The sequence below is a fragment of the Infirmifilum tikiterense genome (genome assembly GCF_054696565.1).
In genome coordinates this window covers 1,561,545-1,578,590 of sequence record NZ_CP182482.1, presented here as the reverse complement: position 1 = coordinate 1,578,590, position 17,046 = coordinate 1,561,545, and the positions used below count along the sequence as shown (strand labels likewise).

At 59.5% G+C, this 17,046-nt stretch carries 19 protein-coding genes; 11 read left to right on the top strand and 8 right to left on the bottom strand.

The annotated features are described in order from the left end of the window. Positions 1–185: 185 nt before the first annotated feature. Together ACNO7C_RS08650 and ACNO7C_RS08645 are read left to right on the top strand one after the other, a co-directional pair. Positions 186–605, top strand: a complete 420-nt coding sequence (locus ACNO7C_RS08650; RefSeq protein ID WP_460024706.1) for a hypothetical protein — start codon at positions 186–188, stop codon at positions 603–605. 56 nt (positions 606–661) lie between these two features. Further along, complete coding sequence (locus tag ACNO7C_RS08645; RefSeq protein WP_460024705.1) at positions 662–784, top strand: hypothetical protein; 123 nt, start codon at positions 662–664, stop codon at positions 782–784. On the opposite strand, the gene ACNO7C_RS08640 is transcribed toward ACNO7C_RS08645, so the two are convergent. The 5 genes from ACNO7C_RS08640 to ACNO7C_RS08620 form a co-directional block, all read right to left on the bottom strand. Further along, positions 777–1,394 carry a hypothetical protein gene (locus tag ACNO7C_RS08640; RefSeq protein ID WP_460024704.1) on the bottom strand — a complete coding sequence of 206 codons (618 nt, stop codon included), beginning with the start codon at positions 1,392–1,394 and terminating at the stop codon, positions 777–779. The two genes, ACNO7C_RS08645 and ACNO7C_RS08640, sit on opposite strands and share 8 nt — an antisense overlap. Before the next feature lie 124 nt (positions 1,395–1,518). Continuing rightward, a complete protein-coding gene (locus ACNO7C_RS08635) occupies positions 1,519–2,274 on the bottom strand; it encodes an ABC transporter ATP-binding protein (RefSeq protein WP_460024703.1) in 756 nt (251 codons plus the stop codon). Further along, complete coding sequence (locus ACNO7C_RS08630) at positions 2,267–3,283, bottom strand: FecCD family ABC transporter permease (protein ID WP_460024702.1); 1,017 nt, start codon at positions 3,281–3,283, stop codon at positions 2,267–2,269. The genes ACNO7C_RS08635 and ACNO7C_RS08630 overlap by 8 nt, the downstream gene beginning before the upstream one ends. 15 nt (positions 3,284–3,298) lie before the next feature. Beyond that, complete coding sequence (locus ACNO7C_RS08625; RefSeq protein WP_460024701.1) at positions 3,299–4,447, bottom strand: ABC transporter substrate-binding protein; 1,149 nt, start codon at positions 4,445–4,447, stop codon at positions 3,299–3,301. Then, the gene (locus ACNO7C_RS08620) at positions 4,444–5,172 is read right to left on the bottom strand and encodes an FmdE family protein (RefSeq protein ID WP_460024700.1); all 729 of its coding nucleotides are present in this window, start codon (positions 5,170–5,172) and stop codon (positions 4,444–4,446) included. The genes ACNO7C_RS08625 and ACNO7C_RS08620 overlap by 4 nt, the downstream gene beginning before the upstream one ends. Before the next feature lie 167 nt (positions 5,173–5,339). Between ACNO7C_RS08620 and ACNO7C_RS08615 the strand changes: the two genes are divergently transcribed. The 3 genes from ACNO7C_RS08615 (at position 5,340) to ACNO7C_RS08605 (ending at position 7,348) form a co-directional block, all read left to right on the top strand. Then, positions 5,340–6,125 carry a sulfite exporter TauE/SafE family protein gene (locus tag ACNO7C_RS08615; RefSeq protein WP_460024699.1) on the top strand — a complete coding sequence of 262 codons (786 nt, stop codon included), beginning with the start codon at positions 5,340–5,342 and terminating at the stop codon, positions 6,123–6,125. A gap of 59 nt (positions 6,126–6,184) precedes the next feature. After that, positions 6,185–6,481, top strand: a complete 297-nt coding sequence (locus ACNO7C_RS08610; protein WP_460024698.1) for a hypothetical protein — start codon at positions 6,185–6,187, stop codon at positions 6,479–6,481. Positions 6,482–6,640: 159 nt separating this feature from the next. Then, positions 6,641–7,348 carry a hypothetical protein gene (locus ACNO7C_RS08605; RefSeq protein WP_460024697.1) on the top strand — a complete coding sequence of 236 codons (708 nt, stop codon included), beginning with the start codon at positions 6,641–6,643 and terminating at the stop codon, positions 7,346–7,348. 148 nt (positions 7,349–7,496) lie between these two features. On the opposite strand, the gene ACNO7C_RS08600 is transcribed toward ACNO7C_RS08605, so the two are convergent. Then, positions 7,497–8,516 (bottom strand): arsenic resistance protein, encoded by a 1,020-nt coding sequence (locus tag ACNO7C_RS08600; protein ID WP_460024696.1) that lies wholly within the window; start codon positions 8,514–8,516, stop codon positions 7,497–7,499. A 107-nt stretch (positions 8,517–8,623) separates the two neighbouring features. On the opposite strand from ACNO7C_RS08600, the gene ACNO7C_RS08595 reads away from it, so the two are divergent. The 5 genes from ACNO7C_RS08595 to ACNO7C_RS08575 all read left to right on the top strand — a co-directional run bounded on the left by ACNO7C_RS08595 (position 8,624) and on the right by ACNO7C_RS08575 (position 13,420). Then, positions 8,624–9,157, top strand: a complete 534-nt coding sequence (locus ACNO7C_RS08595) for a TetR/AcrR family transcriptional regulator (protein ID WP_460024695.1) — start codon at positions 8,624–8,626, stop codon at positions 9,155–9,157. A 102-nt stretch (positions 9,158–9,259) separates the two neighbouring features. Continuing rightward, positions 9,260–9,541 carry an oligopeptide/dipeptide ABC transporter ATP-binding protein gene (locus ACNO7C_RS08590; protein ID WP_460024694.1) on the top strand — a complete coding sequence of 94 codons (282 nt, stop codon included), beginning with the start codon at positions 9,260–9,262 and terminating at the stop codon, positions 9,539–9,541. Position 9,542: 1 nt separating this feature from the next. Further along, positions 9,543–10,892, top strand: a complete 1,350-nt coding sequence (locus tag ACNO7C_RS08585) for a glycoside hydrolase family 5 protein (protein WP_460024693.1) — start codon at positions 9,543–9,545, stop codon at positions 10,890–10,892. Positions 10,893–10,940: 48 nt separating this feature from the next. Beyond that, a complete protein-coding gene (locus ACNO7C_RS08580; RefSeq protein WP_460024692.1) occupies positions 10,941–12,281 on the top strand; it encodes a DEAD/DEAH box helicase in 1,341 nt (446 codons plus the stop codon). Beyond that, complete coding sequence (locus tag ACNO7C_RS08575; RefSeq protein WP_460024691.1) at positions 12,281–13,420, top strand: DUF790 family protein; 1,140 nt, start codon at positions 12,281–12,283, stop codon at positions 13,418–13,420. Before ACNO7C_RS08580 ends, ACNO7C_RS08575 begins: the two co-directional genes overlap by 1 nt. Here ACNO7C_RS08575 and ACNO7C_RS08570 read toward each other — a convergent pair. Beyond that, complete coding sequence (locus ACNO7C_RS08570) at positions 13,417–14,778, bottom strand: ATP-binding protein (protein WP_460024690.1); 1,362 nt, start codon at positions 14,776–14,778, stop codon at positions 13,417–13,419. The genes ACNO7C_RS08575 and ACNO7C_RS08570 overlap by 4 nt on opposite strands. Positions 14,779–14,859: 81 nt before the next feature. Here ACNO7C_RS08570 and cas6 point away from each other — a divergent pair, with 81 nt between their 5' ends. Next, complete coding sequence (cas6, locus tag ACNO7C_RS08565; protein WP_460024689.1) at positions 14,860–15,807, top strand: CRISPR system precrRNA processing endoribonuclease RAMP protein Cas6; 948 nt, start codon at positions 14,860–14,862, stop codon at positions 15,805–15,807. Positions 15,808–15,877: 70 nt separating this feature from the next. On the opposite strand, the gene ACNO7C_RS08560 is transcribed toward cas6, so the two are convergent. Beyond that, the gene (locus tag ACNO7C_RS08560) at positions 15,878–16,999 is read right to left on the bottom strand and encodes an inositol-3-phosphate synthase (protein WP_460024688.1); all 1,122 of its coding nucleotides are present in this window, start codon (positions 16,997–16,999) and stop codon (positions 15,878–15,880) included. Positions 17,000–17,046 lie beyond the last annotated feature (47 nt).

Below are 17,046 nucleotides of genomic sequence, written 5' to 3'. Positions count from 1 at the left end.
CTCACTTCTCGCACCGGTGGAAAGAGCAGGCACCTGTCATCGGTAGGGACGCTCCCGGTATCCCCTAGGGAGAGAGTGGTCTATGCAGTAAAGCGTGTGGTGGAGCTTCTCTTGCACGCGGGGTAGAGGAGCTGCAGCGGGGTAACTCTTAAGCAGTCCTCAGGCGGAGTTCTGATCGCGGCTTCATGCCCGAAAACCCCGGCAACCGCCCCTACTACGCCATGCTCGAGGTGGAGAACAGGGACTGTGTCGTTCTAAGCTACCTCAAGTCGAAAGGCATTGACAATGCGAGGATAATCGACGTCTCGAAGACGAAGAAGGGCGTTGAGCACGCCGTCTGCTTCAGCGGGAAAGGCGGAGAGGAAGAGTGCAGGATACTTGTGAGCAAAGGCTGCCCCGTTTGTAGGACTCTCTACGCGCATGCACACATAGTGACAGGCTTCTCGCAGGGGGATAAGACGACCTTCACCGTGCTGGTGAAGGGCAAGAAGACCTTCTCTAAGGTAGTTGAATCTCTCCGCTCTAGCGGCTACAGCGTGTCCGCGAGGAGGATCTTTAGGAGCCGCTCAGCAAGGCTTTCGGCACGAGAAACGCGAGGTACGTAGCCAGCGCCCTAGAGAGGCTCCGCTCAGCCGGCGACAGCTACACCGAGCTCACTTTCGTGACGATTCCCTCCCCCCTCGCGACGGAGGACTACATCGAGAAGCTTGTGCCAGGCTTCTTCTCGGAGATACCCTTCAGAAAAAGCCAGGAACTCTACGAGAAGTACTTCGGGGTCAAGTAGCCTTTCCTTCAACTTGAGTTGCCTTCACCGCCTGGGCGCTGGACTCGATGTAGAGTACCAGCCAGGCTACAGGCGCGAACAGGGGCACGAGCGCTGACAGGATTGCGAAGGCCCCAGCCAGGGTGAAGGTGGAGGAGTTCAGGTAGGTCCCGAGCTTGAGCGAGAGAACTCCTAGGCCAACGTAGCCGACGGCTAGGGTGAGAAAGGCGAGGCCAACGACAACCCACCTTCCCAGCCACGTGAAAGCCACCAACGCGATTCCCGCGGTCATAAGGGCTACGCCTATAGATAGCCCCGCCACTGCTAGAGGGGAAAGGCTCTTCAAGTCCTCCTTCCAAGCGCCTAGGGAGCTGAAGCTCCTCGAAAGCTTATCAAGGATCGCGTAGAGCGCAACGCCACCCGCTACAGCAGCTACGACCGCCACTAGAAACGGCCCCCAGGGCTGAGCGGTGAAGGCTGGACGGTGCCTGAGCACTCCTAGGTAGGAAAACCTGAGGATGGGTACTAGTAGCGCAGCGGCGACCAGCAGGATGTAGGCTAAGAGCATCAGCAACGAGGCTGACGAAAGCGCGCGCAGACCCTCAGCCAAGCTTTTTTCTTCTTGTGCCACACGCGTATCACTAACTCGCGGCTTATAAGGATCGTGGACTTGAAGTCCACGTCTAGGCTCGGGAGGCACTCCAGCCCCTGGGAGGTCTTCACGATGACAGCAGAGAAGCGCGCCGCAAAGCTCTTCAGTCGAGGTATGTCACAGCCCTTATATCCCTGTGGACGAAAGCCTTAACGCCGTAGACCCGGCTTATGTTCTCCTCTGTGATGACTTCCTCGGGCCTACCGGCGGCGTAAACCACCCCCTTCTTCAGCATCACGACCTTCTCGGAGTACCTGTAGGCGTGGGTGAGGTCGTGGAGGGCCATGATCACGCACAGCCCGCTTTTCGCTAGAGAGCGGAGTATCCTCAGCACCTCTAGCTGGTACTTGGGGTCGAGGTTAGCGGTAGGCTCGTCGAGGAGGAGGACTTTCGGTCTGGCGGCTAGCGCCCTGGCTATGAGGACGCGCTGGAGCTCGCCCCCGCTGAGCGTGGTTATCGGCCTGTCGCGCAGGCTGCTTGCCCCCGTCAACTTAAGCGCCTCCTCCACGGCCTCGTGGTCCTCGCGCTTCGGCAGGCCGTCGACGTGGGGGCGCCGGCCTGTCAGGACGAAGTCGTACACAGTTATCGGCGCGAAGTTCTCGAGCCTCTGAGGGACGTAGCCGACGACCTTAGCGATCTCCCTCTGCCCGATCCTCCTCACATCTCTCCCGTCCAGGTAAACTGCTCCGGTGAATCTTCTGAGTATGCCGTCGAGGGTCTTCAGGAGGGTTGTTTTCCCCGAGCCGTTCGGGCCCACCAGCGAGGCAACCTCACCGGAGTCCACGCTGAGGGTCACGTTCCTGAGAGCCTCAACGCTACCGTACCTCACCGTCACCCCTACGACTCTAATGCTAACCATGCTTACCACGCACCACCAGGTAGACGAGCAGAGGGGCTCCTATAATCGTCGTCATTATCCCCACGGGTATCACGACCGGGGAAAGAGCGGTTCGGCCGACAAGGTCGGATAGCAGGAGGAGGGTCGCGCCCAGCGTGGCGGCCAGGGGGAGGCTCCTCCTGTTGCTCCAGCCGGCAATCTGCCGCGCCATAACCCCGCCCGCTAGCCCAACGAAGCCTATCACTCCTGCGAACGACACGGAGACGGCTGTAGCCAGCGCGGCGGCTAAGAGCAGAACCACTCGCGTAGCGGAGGGGTTTACGCCGCTCGACCTAGCGACGTCGTCGCCGATCATGAGCAGGTCCAGGTCCATAGAGAAGTACCAGTACACAGCCAGGCTGAGCGCCGCAGTGATGCCTAGGATGTGGATCTCCTGCCAGCTCGGCCTACCCACGTCTCCGAAGGTCCAGAAGAGGAGGGCGGCCACCAGGATCTCGTTGAAGTAGAGGTACTGGAGCAACGAGAGTACAGCCTGTGTTATGAAGCTCATGGTCACCGAGACAAGCACCACAGCGTACGCTGTGAGCCCTCCCGCGGCCGAGAGAGCCAGGATCAGCAGAGTCTGCGCGAGAGCCGCTATGAACGCGAAGCCAGATACCACGAAGGGGTTCGTGACGGTAATGCTCCACCTAGTCACGGAGCCACCGTACAGGGCCATGAGCGCCACCGCGGCTCCGATCGACGCCGCCTGCTGCACACCCAGAGTGAACGGCGACGCCAGGACGTTCCTGAGAGAGGACTGCAGCACCATCGTGCTAGAGCCCAGGATAGCCCCTACCGCGACCGCCGCGAGGGCTCTCCTAAGCCTCATGTCTAAAACCGCCCGAACCTCAGGGGGGACACCGGCGCCCGTGATGCAAGCTATAATGTCACGAAGCGATAAGCTGTACGCGCCGAAGCTCACCTCTGCTAGGAAAACCCCCAGGAGGGCCAGTAGGAAAAACGCTGCCAGAAGTGGCTCCTTCCTCACGCCTCGAAACCCCTCTCAGGGGCACTTGAACAGGTTGCTAAGGTTCGCGAAGCCGGGGTACCCCCCGTCAACGAAGGCCTTGTAGATGGGCTTTCCGAGGAAAGCTCTGAATATCTCGTCAGCCTTGGAGGCAGGGTCTATGTCTTTGAACCTATCGGGGTAGAGTACGCTACCCATGTAGTAGGCGTTTGCGAGCGCCGTGGCCACGTTAGTCCAGTAGTAGTTGAAGGGCAGGACGCCGTACACTCTGCCTTCCCGGAAGGCCTTGAGGGCGCAGTACTTCTCGGGGGACTTCTGGAAGTCCTGAAGCACGGACTGGAGGTTTCCCTCATCGATGAACACGTACTCGGGCTGCGCTTTGAGGAGGTACTCGAAGTCCAGCGACATGAAGCCCTTGCCTTTCCCCGCCTCATCGGCCACGCTCGGAGTGTTCAAGAGCAGCAGAGGCGGGTAAGGCGACTGCGTGGACGTGAAGGGCTGGGCGCCCTTGAAGGAGACCGCTCCGACGTAGACGCTTGGCCTCGCCGCGAGCCCCGCTGTTCTCCTGTTCAAATCCTGAACGATCCCATCTATGTACTCGGAGAGTTGTCTGGCTCTCTCCTCCCTGCCTAGAACCCTGCCGAGGAGGCTCAGCGCGCGCTTCAAGCCAGGGACGTCCACGTTACCCACTGTCCCGTAGTTGACGACCACAACTGGTACTCCGACTTCGCTCTGGAGCCTGTCTGGGTCGTAAGCACCGATCAAAGCGTAAGACATCACCACAAGGTCGGGCTGAACCTTGAGTATGAGCTCGGGTGCGGGCGGCTTGTCGGGACCACCGGGCCCAATCACGGGCTTCGGGGAGAAGTACTCGCTGCCAAGGGCCATCGCATAGTCCCTCCCAAGAGGGCTCCACTGCTTCTCCGCCTGCTCAACACCCACGACGAGGTCGCTGGCGTTCAAGTACACCAGAAGCCTCAGCATGCCGGGCCCCACGGCCACGACCCGCTGTGGCCTCCTTTCAATGGTCACCGTCCTGTTGGCGGAGTCCACGACTGTCAGTGGGTACGTGGCCCCAGGCGGAGTAGGTGGCTGTGTTTCGCGCCTCCCGCCTAGCATGAGCAGAGCCGCTGCCGCGACGGCGACCGCTACGACGAGGACGGCCAGAACGACCCTCAACCTCATCCCACCATCACCTCAACAGGGTACTGAAGCCCAACAACTATCCCGCGCCCGATCACCCCGTTAACACTCGCACGAGCGCAGGCCGGGCAGAGGTAGCCTTCCGGCGTTGCAACGGCTCTGGGCTTCGCCACGAGCTCGCCGCACCTCGCGCACTTGACGCTCTCGAAGATTGGGGCACGCTCAATCGGGCTCACCTTAACCCTGCTCACCTTGAAGTAGTCCGCCGGAAGCTCCAGCAGCTTAAGGGCAACTTGCTCCCACAGGGCGTGAAGGCGCTCAGCCTCCTCCCTGGACGCAGACCTCTCAACGACGACCTTCCTCCAAAGCTCGCTGCCCTCCCTCCAGGCCCCGCCCGCTGCGCGCGGGAGAAACTCGCCGCTGATCCTCTCCCAGTCCACGTAAACCCTCACCCCCTCGCCCGTGCTCCTCCTGTAAAGGGTGAGCGCGTTCTTCCCAGTGTCGAGGTAAATTAGGCTGTTGTTCCCAAGCGTGCAGCCGGTTGCCACTTGAACCCCGTCAGCCATGCAGTTGTTAGCCTCCACTACTGCGACCAGCTCCTCGTGTATCGTCTCGTAAACCCCCGCCTTGGAAACCCCGAGCTCGCTCTTAGCAATCTCGGAGGCGAGAAGGCCGAGCACGAGGAATGGGCACACGTGCCCGTGAAACTCTCGCGCTCTCTCGAGGAGATTCGTGTCGATAGTAATACTTTTCGGTGATTCTGTCATACAAAGTCTTAGTTATTAACAACCATAAATACTTTCCTCACGTACGTTGCCAGCCAAGGCTACTCGGGTCGCTCGCCCAGAACTCGAGGCTGCACTCTTGTAAATATAGCATAAATATATTCTTAAATTTACCAAACGGTTAAAAGAGGGCTATCGAACATCTACCTGTGCTTACCCCAACGCAGGTACTTCTCTCCGTCTTCTCGGGCTTCTTTGTCGGCTTCAGTCTAGGGCTTATCGGCGGAGGGGGATCTATACTTGCCGTCCCCCTGCTTCTCTACTTCGTCGGCCTAAGCGGCTACCCCGACGCCGTGCACGTGGCCGTCGGGTCAACAGCCTTAGCGGTTGGTTTGAACGCCTTCATAAACTCCGCCTACCACCTTAGAAGGAGGAACGTGGACCTTAAAACGGGTACCATCTTCGCGACAGCGGGCGTCGCGGGCTCTCTCCTTGGTGCACAGGTCGGGAGAACAACTCCGGGGGACTACCTCTTAGGCCTCTTCGCGATCTCCATGATCGCCATCGGCCTCTACATGCTCTTACCTCGCGGCGGAACCCGTGATACGGTTGCCCCATACCCGAGGAGGAGGCTTGTACTGGTCGTGCTCGCAGGCTTCGCTGTGGGCTTTCTGAGCGGCTTTCTAGGCATAGGTGGGGGCTTTCTCATCGTTCCAGCGCTTGTCTACATAGGGGGCATAGACGTACGGCTGGCAGTCGGCACCTCCCTCATTTGCGTCGGCACCTTCGGGCTCGTCACCGGCGTAGAGTACCTCCTGGCGGGGAAAGTGCTGCTCTCGGTCGTTTTAACGTACCTCTCGGGCGGCCTCGCCGGAGGCTACCTGGGCGCCAGGCTCGCAGTCGGCATCGATAGGAGACTGCTCCGCTCGATCTACGGGGTAGCCATAGTCCTGGCGGGTACCTACATCCTCCTGAAATCCCTGAGCGTAATATAAGGCTCCCTTGATGAAAAATTTATATAATTCTGTGCGATGTCTCAAAACGGTGAAAGGTATTGGGATGGAGGTACGGAGGCTGGCGCGCCCGCGGGCCTTGGCCGGGAAACGGCCCTTGGGCCGACCTCCCACCTTGGGAGAGGCCAGGCTGGGTCTACGGCCCGGGATACTGCTGGCGCGCATACGGAGTACCGGGCTGGTACTACTGGGGCACAAACCCGACGTTCGATGAGCGATCCGCGGAAGAGTACAAGCGCCTCCTAGAGGAGGAGCTGAAGAGATTGGATGATTACAAGAAATCCCTTGAGGAGGAGCTTGCACGCGTCGAAGCCAGGCTAAGGGAGTTGAAAAAGTAGCGGTTTAAGCCGCTTTTTCTATACTCAGGGTGCTAGCAACACCTGCGCTTCGTAGCAGCGCACTACCATTTCACCCTTGTGTGGCTTTTCTCTCCTCCACCCCAGCACGGGTCAGTACTGGGAGAATAAATATAAGTCGAAGTAGAGACTCATCTCTCCATGGCAAGGCTGCCTGAATCCTTTCTCGAGTGGAATTACTACGCCCGGCGTAACCTGCTCCTGCAGCTCGTCGAGGGGCAGCGCTTAAGCCCTGAGAAGTTTTTCCTCGAGTTCACACGCCACAACCCAGCTCTCGTGACGGCCACATGCGCTAGCGGCGAGGTAAAGGTGAATGCAAAGATAGTTGGATGCGGCTACGTCCCGAGGGAGGAGTACGCAGATGAAGTCACACGTAAACTCGAGGAGCACGTGAAGCTCTCTGACGAGAAGTATCTCCAAGCCTCTGGCGATAAAGAGACACTGAGGAGGCTCTACGAAGAGCACAGCCTCCGAGGCGCCCGGCTACTGTTGCAGCTCGTTTACCACCCGCGGGGCGTGGCCGAGAAGTGCATGGACTTCGAGAAGCTCGCAACCGTGGAGCTCGCCAAGAGGGTGAGGGACAGGCCCCACCAGACCTGGAGCATCGTGCAGAGCAGCAGAGCCGCGAGCCTACTCTTCTTCCAGCCACCCAGCGTAAGCTTCGAGGTCAAAGGCAAGCTAACCGTGCACCTGGACGACGCCGTGCACAAGCTGGTAACGCTCATACACGACGCGTACCACTACACGCCGCCCGAGCACAGGAGCGACCGGCCCGTCTACGTTCTCCACGTGGAGCAGGTTTACGACAAGAGCCCAACGCCTTCAGGCTTTGGAAGAAGGCTCGTCTAGCCGCGCTTCCCCGCGCTCGGACTGAAATCCTAGTGTTTTCCTCTCGACAAAGAGCCCACTAGGACTATCATGAGAGCCGGGTACTTACTTGATTCGTTTCTAAAGAGCGGAGAAAAAGTATTCTTAACAAGGGGACACGCTTGAGACGTCACTTCTCCGTCTTAAACCACTTCCTCAGACGCGGGAGTACTCGGAGGTACGAGATTGAAACCGGTGCCTGGATTGCTGGAACCAGGGCTGGGACGAGCGCGGCCTTGGGGCCGAGAGCCATGACAGCGATCATAGCGGCGACGCTCTGGTTCTTGGTCGCTGAGATGTACGCTATAGCAGTGTTGGCCTCATAGCTAACCCCCAGGGCTTTATCTATGACTGTGATAAGGGCGAGCAGAAAGCCAAGCATAACTGTCTGGAGTAGTAGTACCTCAACGGCCAGTACCGGTGTCTTCAGGATGAGACCCGACTCGTTAGCAACTAGGAGGGCTACCAGCACGAGCATCGACAGCATCGTCGCGAGCTGCGTGTAGGGCTTCAGGTCCTGCGAGATCCAGCTGTACGCGGACCTCTTGTCGCCTCCCGCTCTTGCCTTGTAGTACACTAGGATCCACCGCGTCGCCTGCCCTGCGACGAACGGCACCACGAGGGTGTACAGCACGGACATCATTATCTGGTCTAGCGGCAGGTTCAGTGAAGTCGCCGAGGCGTAGGCGCTGAGGTAGCCCGGGATAGCCACGAGGCTGCCGAGCAGGCTGATGACAGCCAGGACTGTAGCGAGCTCTATGTCGCCCTCCGCGAGGAAGACGTAGCTGATCGACGCGCTGCTGGCCGGCACAATGTTTGAGGCGACGTAGCCGAGCGCCACCTGCGGGTCGGAGAGCAGGTACGCGAAGAGGATCGCTATGAGGGGTGCAACCACGAAGACGAATACGAGGGATATGAGCATCTCCTTACCCTTTTTAGCTGCTTTCCCCAGCTCCTCGCCCTTCAGCTGGATCATGGACGGGTATATCGTGAGTATGGCGAAAGCCATGATCAGGTTCTTGATGAGGGTGGTGTTCTTCGAGATCCAGGCTTGGAAAGCGACTCCAATCAGGAAACCCGCAAGCAGGGACAGTAGCGTGTATTCTAGGAAGTGCTTGTTCACGTGGGCCGACACTTTCTTCAGGCTCATGTTGACCATCGGTTCAATGTTGAACAAGCGTTCAATAAAAACCTTTCTGTTGAACAGCTGGACAACGCGTATATACGTGGGCCGGCGTTTCTATGCCGGGAGTTTCAGTGAGCCTCGAAACGTATCAGAGGATCATGGAGGCCGCACGTGAGGTCTTCGCCCGGTACGGGTTCGAGGCGCCGCTCCAACTCGTGGCTAAAAAAGCGGGCGTGGCGAAGTCTCTCGTCGTATGGTACTTCGGCTCCAAGTGGGACCTCGTAAGGAAGGTGGCCCTTGAGAGCCTCCCGGCGGACGTGGCCCAAGCCTGCACCTCCAGGGGGCTAAGGGGAGAAGAGCTCGTGAGCTGCCTTATAGACGGCTTCATGCGCAAGTACAGCGACGAGGTCACCAGGAGGCTATACATCGAAGCCATGGCGCTCTCGAATAGGGACGAAGAGGTTGGGAGGGAAATCTCTAGGTTCTGCGAGTCCGTTGTCGGGGAGCTAGCCTCCGCGATTTACGGCTCAGACACGCCCGAGAACAGGGTCAGGGTGAGGATCATCTTCGGGGCCCTCATGTGCTACGCGCTAAACAAGCCCCGCTTCGCAACCCCGGAGCTATACGCCGACGTGCTGAAGAGGGTCGCCAAGTGCCCTATCTGAGCTAAACCCGCATACGCGATAGCGCATAGTATACGTTTGAGTTGAAGACTTCCCCAAGCTTTATATTTACTGCAATGGAAATCATGACTTAGGGTTGGCGTCATGTACCGAGGTGTTCTAGTTGAGGAGGGAGATGCTACTCAAGTGTTCAATAATCCACTGCACCCATATACGCAGATGCTCGTCTCCTCTGTCCCTAGGATAGACAAAAAGTGGGAAAGAGTCTCAGTCTTCATCCCGGAGAGGAGTGAGGAGGAGGTCTACGCGTTAAAGGGTTGCAAGTTCGCCCTCAGGTGTCCCTTCGCAACCGAGAGGTGCAAAACCGAGCAGCCCAAGCTGATAGAGGTTGACGGTAGGAGAGTTGCCTGCTGGAGGCTTGAGTAGAATGAATGCGAAAAAAGCTATCGTGCTGTTTGCGATCGCGCTGGCCGTTACAACTGCTGGCTATTTTCTCGTCTTTCATGTCGGCCGCAAGGGGACCCCTCGGGAAAGCACTAAGCCAATTAATTACCAGAACGCGACCACAACCCCTGGAGCGGGAGGAGAGAATAAAGAAGCCGGGCCGCCAGGACCATCACCCGGCTCCTCAAATGCCACCGGGAGCGCTATTCCCTCTGCTGTGACTACTTCAGCCGCCTCGGTCAGCGTAAACTACGTGGTTCGGGATGGCGAGATATACGAGGTGAACGTGACCACTGGCGTGGCCAGGAGGCTGCGGTTATTCGGGGTCAACTGGTTCGGCTTCGAGACTAGGAGCTATGTGGTTCACGGGTTGTGGGCGCGAAACTGGGAGGACATGCTCAGGCAGATAAAGAGCCTCGGCTTCAACGCCGTACGCCTCCCGTTCTGCACCTACGCTGTCGAAAACCGCACTTTCCCGACGGGCATAAACTACAACCTGAACCCGGACCTCAGAGGGCTCACGTCCGTCGAGATCATGGAGAAGATCGTGGCCAAGGCGAACGAGCTCGGAATCTACGTTCTCCTAGACTACCACAGGCTAGGCTGCGACAACATCGAGCCCCTCTGGTACTCTGACCAGGTCACCGAGGAGAAATTCATCGAAACGTGGCTGAGCGTCGCGAGGAGGTTCTCCAAGTACCCCAACGTCATCGGGGCAGACATCAGGAACGAGCCCTGGGGGGCAACCTGGTGCACCGGTGACCCGGCGACGGACTGGCGCCTCGCGGTTGAGAAGGTGGGGTCGAAGATCCTCGAGGTAGCACCCCACTGGCTCATATTCGTCGAGGGAACATACAAGTCGAAGCCCGAGATCGACTCGAAGGCCCTGTACCCCTACTCGCTTTTCTGGGGCGAGAACCTGCGAGCCCTCAGGGAGTGCCCCGTCCGGCTACCCCTCGAGAAGGTCGTGTACACGGCCCACGTCTACGGCCCCGACGTCGCCAAGCAGCCGTACTTCGACGACCCAACCTTCCCGGAGAACATGCCTGCCATTTGGATGCAGAACTTCGGCTACGTTAAGCTGAACCTCAGCCTCCCCCTTGTAATAGGGGAGTTCGGCGGAAGGTACGGGCACGGGGGAGACCCACGGGACAAGGCGTGGCAGGACAAGTTCGTGGACTGGCTCATTCAGAACAGGATATGCGACTTCTTCTACTGGAGCTGGAACCCCAACAGCGGCGACACCGGTGGGCTGCTCCAGGACGACTGGTCGAGCATTTGGGCCGACAAGTACCAAAACCTGCAGAGGCTGATGCAAGCCTGTAAACCTTAGCTGGTAACTCCCTCAAGCTTTATTACCCCTTCATTCTCTTCTCTATGCGTGGAGCTCATCTGGGACAGAGGCACTATACTCGTCGACGAGAAGCCGCCCCCGGAGGCCCTGAAGTTCTTCAGGCTCGACCCGAGGGTGGGGAAGTACAGGGCCCTCGCGATCCACCACTCCGCCGTCAGGAGGGTGCTTGAGGAGAGGGGGATCGTTTTCGAGGACCGCGTGCTGCGGCCCGCCTGCAGGGAAGTCGAGGCGAAGGTGAAGCCCGAGCTGAGGCACTACCAGCTTCAGGCCCTTGAGGCGTGGCTCCGCGCTAAGCGGGGCGTCGTGGTCATGCCCACCGGCGCGGGGAAAACCTTCGTCGCGATCGCCGCTATAGCTGAGGTTTCAGAGCCAGCCATGGTGGTGGTCCCCACGGTGGAGCTGGTGGGGCAGTGGCGGAGGAGGCTCAGCAGGTACTTCCCGGGGGCTGTGGGCGTCTGGTACGGCCAGGAGAAGGAGGAGAACTGCGTCCTCGTAACCACCTACGACTCGGCCTACATCTCCGTCGAGCAGCTGGGGCCGAAGTACCCGCTATTTGTGTTCGACGAGGTCCACCACCTCCCATCGGAGTCCTACAGGCAGATAGCGGAGCTCTCGCCCGCTCCATACAGGCTCGGGCTCACGGCGACCCCGGAGCGAGCCGACAACCTCCACCTCCTCCTGGACGAGCTGGTGGGCCCGGTGGTGTACGAGATGAGCGTCTCCGAGGCCTCTGGCAGGTACCTGGCTGAGTTCGAGGTCGAGCTCGTGAAGGTGAGGCTCAGCGAGGAGGAGGAAGCCGAGTACCGGCGGCTCGAGAAAGTGTACCTCGACTACGTGAGGAGGAGGGGGCTCAGGTTCAGGAGCCCCGCGGAGTTCCGGAAGCTAGTGGTGCTGAGCGGGCGCGACCCCGGGGCGAGGAGGGCTCTGGAGGCGTGGGTGAAGATGAGGAGCATTCTCTTCAACTCGGAGAGCAAGGTCCAGGTGGTGGGGGAGATCCTCTCCAGGCACCGTGACGGCAGGATCCTCATCTTCACCGAGTACACCTCGCTGGCTAGGGCTGTCTCCGAGAGGTACTTGATCCCCCTGATAACCCATGAGACTAGCGGCGACGAGAGGAGGAGGGTGCTCGAGGGCTTCAGGTCGGGGGTGTTCAAGGCTATCGTGACAGGCAAGGTCCTCGACGAGGGGATCGACGTGCCGGACGTGAACGTCGTGGTGATACTCGGGGGCACCTCCTCGAGGAGGCAGTTCATCCAGAGGGTTGGCCGGGCCCTCAGGCTTAAGCCAGAGAAAGCCAAGATCTACGAGGTCGTGACCGCTAGCACGCGGGAGGTCGCCGCATCGAGGAGGAGGCGGAGGGGGCTGTAGTGCTGCCCGCAGAGCTGCTCAGGGTTTCCAGGAGAGGAGGCTTCGTCAGGCCAGCTTACCTCAACGACCCGGTGCCGGCGGAGTACGTTATCGACCTGTACAAGCCCGGGCTGAGGCTCAGGGAGGCCAGGGAGAGGCTCGCGGAGGCCCCCTTCGACCCCAAGCTGGCCAGGGGGCTCGCCCACATCCTGGAGCGGACGCTGGAGCTTGAGGAGGTGGACAGAGACCTCGTGGTGAGGCTGAGGCTCGAGGTATACAGGGAGGCGTCTAGGCAGTTCCCGGTTGTGGACCCGGTAGACAGGGCTATGGTGTTCGAGCGCGTCGCCGCGCGGTTCGTCCTCACCCCCGAGGAGACTGAGAGGCTGTTCACAAAGGCCTTCGAGGACGAGCTCGAGATCGCGGAGTTGCCGAGCCTTACGGCCGAGGAGCTCGTGGCGATGTACAACACTTCCCTGATTCAGACCCTGCTGTTCAAGTGCACAGAGCTGAGGGTCTACTTCAAGTCGAGCGGAGCCTCCGTGAAGCCGGCGCTGAGAGCCCTGAAGTCGCTTGGCCTGATGTACGTGGCGGAGGAGGCGGGGGATGGCGGCATCAAGCTGACTATCGACGGCCCGGTATCCGTACTGAAGCAGACCGAGAGGTACGGGACCAGGCTCGCGAAGTTCGTGCCCTATGTCTTCGGCTTCGACGACTGGGCCGTCGAGGCCACGGTCCGGCTTCACGGCAAAGCGTATACCTTCAAGGAGCAGCGCAGCTCGGCGCCCAGGCTCGTCCCGGCGAAGCCCCAGGAGGAGCTCTTCGACAGCCAGGTGGAGCGGGAGTTCTACAGGCAGCTCTCCCAGCTGTGCGAGGTGGAGCGGGAGCCCGAGCCCCTCGTCGTCGACGGCAGGATATACGTGCCGGACTTCAGGGTCGGGGAGCTCTACATCGAGATCGCGGGCTTCTGGACGCCCGACTACCTGAAGAGGAAGTTCGAGAAGCTCTCGCAGCTAAAGTCCCCGATCCTCGTCCTCGTGGACGAGAAGCTAGCCGTGTCCGCGTGGAAGAGCCTGCCGCACTACGTCGTCGCCTACAGGGAGAGGCCCAGGATAAGCGACGTCTACAGGTACGTGCGCGCACACTGCCGGAAGAGAGGCTAGCAGAGGTCTCGTAGCTCGAAGACCAGGTACCCCTCTCTCTGGAGCTCCTCCCTACCCTCCACCCTCAGCGCCGCTATGCCGTACCACTTCTCGGCTCCAGGTAGCCGCCTCGCCTTCAGCTTGAGCTGAGCTAAGACCTCCTCCGCCTCGCGCAGACCGAGCTCCTTGCACTTCGCTTCTATGACCATTACTTTTTCACCCTCTCTGTCCCTAGCGACAGCGTCGATCTCCCCCTCGGGGCCCGACCAGCTACCTATCTTCCACGGCTTGAACGGCAGGCTTAGCGTGTGGAGGCTCTCCCTCACAACGTCCTGAAAGACCAAGCCCAGGTAGGATCTGAAGTCCCTCTCAACCTTCTCCAGGACTTCATCCACCATTCCCAGCTCAAGTAGGCTTCTGTTGGGGTGAACGTAGCGGAACCAAAACCTGTAAAAGTTGTCTCTAACCCTGTACACCGGCCTCCCTCCGAGGACAGGCTCCTCACGCTCAACTATATCCAAGTCCTCGATCAGCACTCTTAGGTAGTAGTTGACCGAGGTCCTAGCCGTCTTAAGGCTCCCCGCGAGCTCACTGAAAGAGGACTTCCCCGACGCTAGGAGCCTCAAGACCTCGAAGTAGACCAGGCTACCTCTGAGCTCTGTCCTGAGGAGGAACTCAGGCTCGTAGTAGAGAGGAGACCGATTGTCCAAGATAAGCCTCCTGGCCTCAGCGCTCCAGCTCGGGCTCTCAACGAGCGAGAGGTAGTACGGCGTCCCGCCGAAGACAGCGTACAGCATCAGCGCCTCCTCAGGCGTCGCCCCAGCCCTCGCGCGGAGAAACCTACACGACGTGCAGAAGTCAAACGGCTTGAGCTTCAAGAAGCTCGTCGCTCGGCCGTAGAGCGGCTGCCCGCTCCTGAAGAAGCGCTCGATCATGCCGACCGCTGACCCGCTTACCACGAGCATTAGCTTCGTGCCAGCCGCCTCCTCGTCTATGACTCTCTGGAGATCGGTCAGAGCCGACCTGTCAACATCCACGAGCCTCTGAAACTCGTCCACCGCTAGGATGATTCTCCGGTCCCTCGCCGCCCTGAACACCCCCGAGAAGATATCCCTCCAGCTCGGGTTCCTCGGCACACGAACCCCTAGCCTTTCCCTGATTTCCCACGCGACGCTCTCCCTCAGCTCCGGGGACGGCATCTCGGAAACGTAGAGGTATAGTGAGTTGGGCTTGTTACTCAGGAACCGCCTGAGGAGGAAAGTTTTCCCCACGCGCCTCCTACCGAAGAGAACGACGAAGGAGAAGCCGCTTCTGCGGTACTCCTCCTTGAGCGCTCTCAGCTCCAACTCCCGGTCGAAGAATACAGTTTCGTTAATCATTAACCAATTAATCATCAATGCATTAATTAAATCTTTCCCCACTCAATGAGTATATTATTGCGTTCATCGTAATCTACTCGGATGTCTCGAGTGGGTAGCGCTATCGCGAGGATGTACACGTTTGAGTTGCTGTTCGAGGGGGACGCGGAGCTGCCAAAGTGGAAGGGCAACATCTTGCGGGGCGCGCTCGCCGCGCGCCTGGCGGAGTTCTGCCTGAAGGGGGAGCCCAAGTGCTCCGGCTGCGAGCTGCTCCATGACTGCCCCTATGGCTACCTTATCCGAACCCCAAGCAAGGGAGTTGTCCTCAGAAAGCTTGAGGCCGTCTCAAAGCCCCTGGTTCTCAAACCACCCCTCGACTACAGCTCCGGGGTACGCGCAGGCTCAGCCTTAAAGTTCAGCGTGGTGCTCTTCGGAGATGCCGTGAGGTTCGAGAAGCACCTCCTGCTGGCGGTGTCCCAAATGGCTAAAAATGGGCTTGGGAGGCGCGGGATGAGAAGCCCCCTCAGGCTCATCAGAGCCTGGGTTGAGAACCCCCTCACGCACTCTAAAAGCCTCATCTACGAGAACGGAAGCCTCTACTCCTCGGACACCTGGATACGGGAGCAGGACGTAATCCTGCCTAGCGCGAGGGTCTACTCGGTCACGTTCCTCACGCCCACGAGGATACTCAGGAACGGCACGCTGGTTACCCGTCCCACCTTACGGGACCTAATCGCCGCAGCGATGAGGAGGTACACCACCATAGCGGCGCAGTACATGCTCAAGAAGCCCGAGGAGGCTCTGGGCCACAGGTACTCCCCCTCCGAGATCCTGGAGAGGTCGGAGCGCGCAAGAACCTTGGCGCTTGAAGTCCGCCGTGTAAGTCTGGTCTACAAGGGCGAGAAGGAGGAGTACATCTCCGGCCGGGCGATCTACGCGGCCGACCTGACGCGCGCTCAGAGGAAGATCCTCGGCTTCGCGCAGCTCTCGCATGTAGGCAAGGGGGCGTCCTACGGTCACGGCTGGATAAAGGTCGAAGCCGTCGCTTAACCCCCGCACGCATCACCCCTGCGGCCCACATGCGGCAACGCGAGCGGCTCGGACCATTTTCCCGAGTAACTCAGATGGTTTTTATGAACCGCGTTAGGAGCTCGTACGCGTGAAACCTTGAGATGTTCCTTGAGCCAGGCGGCGCAGGCCTCTTCATGTAGAACGCGTTGACCTCGTATACGGTGCCCCTAAGGTCCTTCTTCCTTAGAAGCCACCCTATACGCGCCAGGTCGACCATGAGGCCCGCGAGCGCGGGGCTGTCATTGATCCTCATGTTAACTATGAGCTCGTCCACAGCCCCGTTGAAGCTCTTCCACCAGATGTGCATTGCAACAAACTTCTTGTCGCCCAACGGCTCAAGGTACCCCGTGGGCTTTATGTAGTGCGGGGCGTCGTAGCCTAGGATGTCCCGTACGACGCTGCTCTTTGTCTCCTCCTTTGCGCGGTTTCTTCTCTCCTCCGTCAGGGACAGGAAGTCCGTGTTGCCGCCGATGTTGAACTGCGCTATGCTGTAGACTCTCCTGTTGCGCTCTCTGAGGTGCTCCAGCAGGTCAGCTGTAAGCGGCGTGGCACCCGTGGCGCCGTCATCCCCTAAGACGATGCAGCCGGTCTGCTCCGCGAGCCTAAGGATAGCAGGGGAGTTGGCGACGGGCGTGGGGTTCAAGTTAACGTAAGCTAGGGGGCCAATTCTGCGTGAAGCCTTAAGCGCGAGGTAGGCGTAAACTTGCCCCGGTGCGGCATCCCCCCTGGCCACAGCCCCCTCGAACTCCTCTATGTCCCCAAAAGCAGGCGCGCTCTGAGTCGTGGTCACGTCCAGGATTACATCCGGCTTAAGCTCCTGGATAAGCTCCTCGATTCTGCTCAGCGAGAGGCTCCAGTCCTCATCCTCCACCGGGAAAAGGTCCCTCACCCACCTTCCGCCTAGCCCCCTGTGGACGTAAACGTCGCGCAGAACGCCTGGGGGGCTCCTCAGCCCGTAAAACTCCTCAGCAACGCTGGCGAGGTCCCTCCCGACCTTCCTTTTATCCACATCGACTGCGCCAACAATCTCCACTTCATCGATGCGGACGCCGAAGTCCTGATCAGCGAGCGGCACACCGTAAGGCTCAGCCTCCCCGCCCTTCAACCTCTCAAGCCCCACAGCGAAGTTAGCCGCTACCTGACCGAAGCCTATTACCAGTGTTCTAATCATCGTTAGAGTCTAATGAATATTAGATATTTAAGGTTTATTAAACTCTG

Excerpts from the sequence above, each read along its gene's own strand:
- ACNO7C_RS08620 (WP_460024700.1), bottom strand. The coding sequence starts at position 5,172 with ATGACAGAATCACCGAAAAGTATTACTATCGACACGAATCTCCTCGAG.
- ACNO7C_RS08600 (WP_460024696.1), bottom strand. The coding sequence starts at position 8,516 with ATGAGCCTGAAGAAAGTGTCGGCCCACGTGAACAAGCACTTCCTAGAA.
- ACNO7C_RS08585 (WP_460024693.1), top strand. The coding sequence starts at position 9,543 with ATGAATGCGAAAAAAGCTATCGTGCTGTTTGCGATCGCGCTGGCCGTT.
- ACNO7C_RS08570 (WP_460024690.1), bottom strand. The coding sequence starts at position 14,778 with ATGATTAACGAAACTGTATTCTTCGACCGGGAGTTGGAGCTGAGAGCG.
- ACNO7C_RS08635 (WP_460024703.1), bottom strand. The coding sequence starts at position 2,274 with ATGGTTAGCATTAGAGTCGTAGGGGTGACGGTGAGGTACGGTAGCGTT.
- ACNO7C_RS08605 (WP_460024697.1), top strand. The coding sequence starts at position 6,641 with ATGGCAAGGCTGCCTGAATCCTTTCTCGAGTGGAATTACTACGCCCGG.
- ACNO7C_RS08650 (WP_460024706.1), top strand. The coding sequence starts at position 186 with ATGCCCGAAAACCCCGGCAACCGCCCCTACTACGCCATGCTCGAGGTG.
- cas6 (WP_460024689.1), top strand. The coding sequence starts at position 14,860 with ATGTCTCGAGTGGGTAGCGCTATCGCGAGGATGTACACGTTTGAGTTG.
- ACNO7C_RS08590 (WP_460024694.1), top strand. The coding sequence starts at position 9,260 with ATGTACCGAGGTGTTCTAGTTGAGGAGGGAGATGCTACTCAAGTGTTC.
- ACNO7C_RS08625 (WP_460024701.1), bottom strand. The coding sequence starts at position 4,447 with ATGAGGTTGAGGGTCGTTCTGGCCGTCCTCGTCGTAGCGGTCGCCGTC.
- ACNO7C_RS08560 (WP_460024688.1), bottom strand. The coding sequence starts at position 16,999 with ATGATTAGAACACTGGTAATAGGCTTCGGTCAGGTAGCGGCTAACTTC.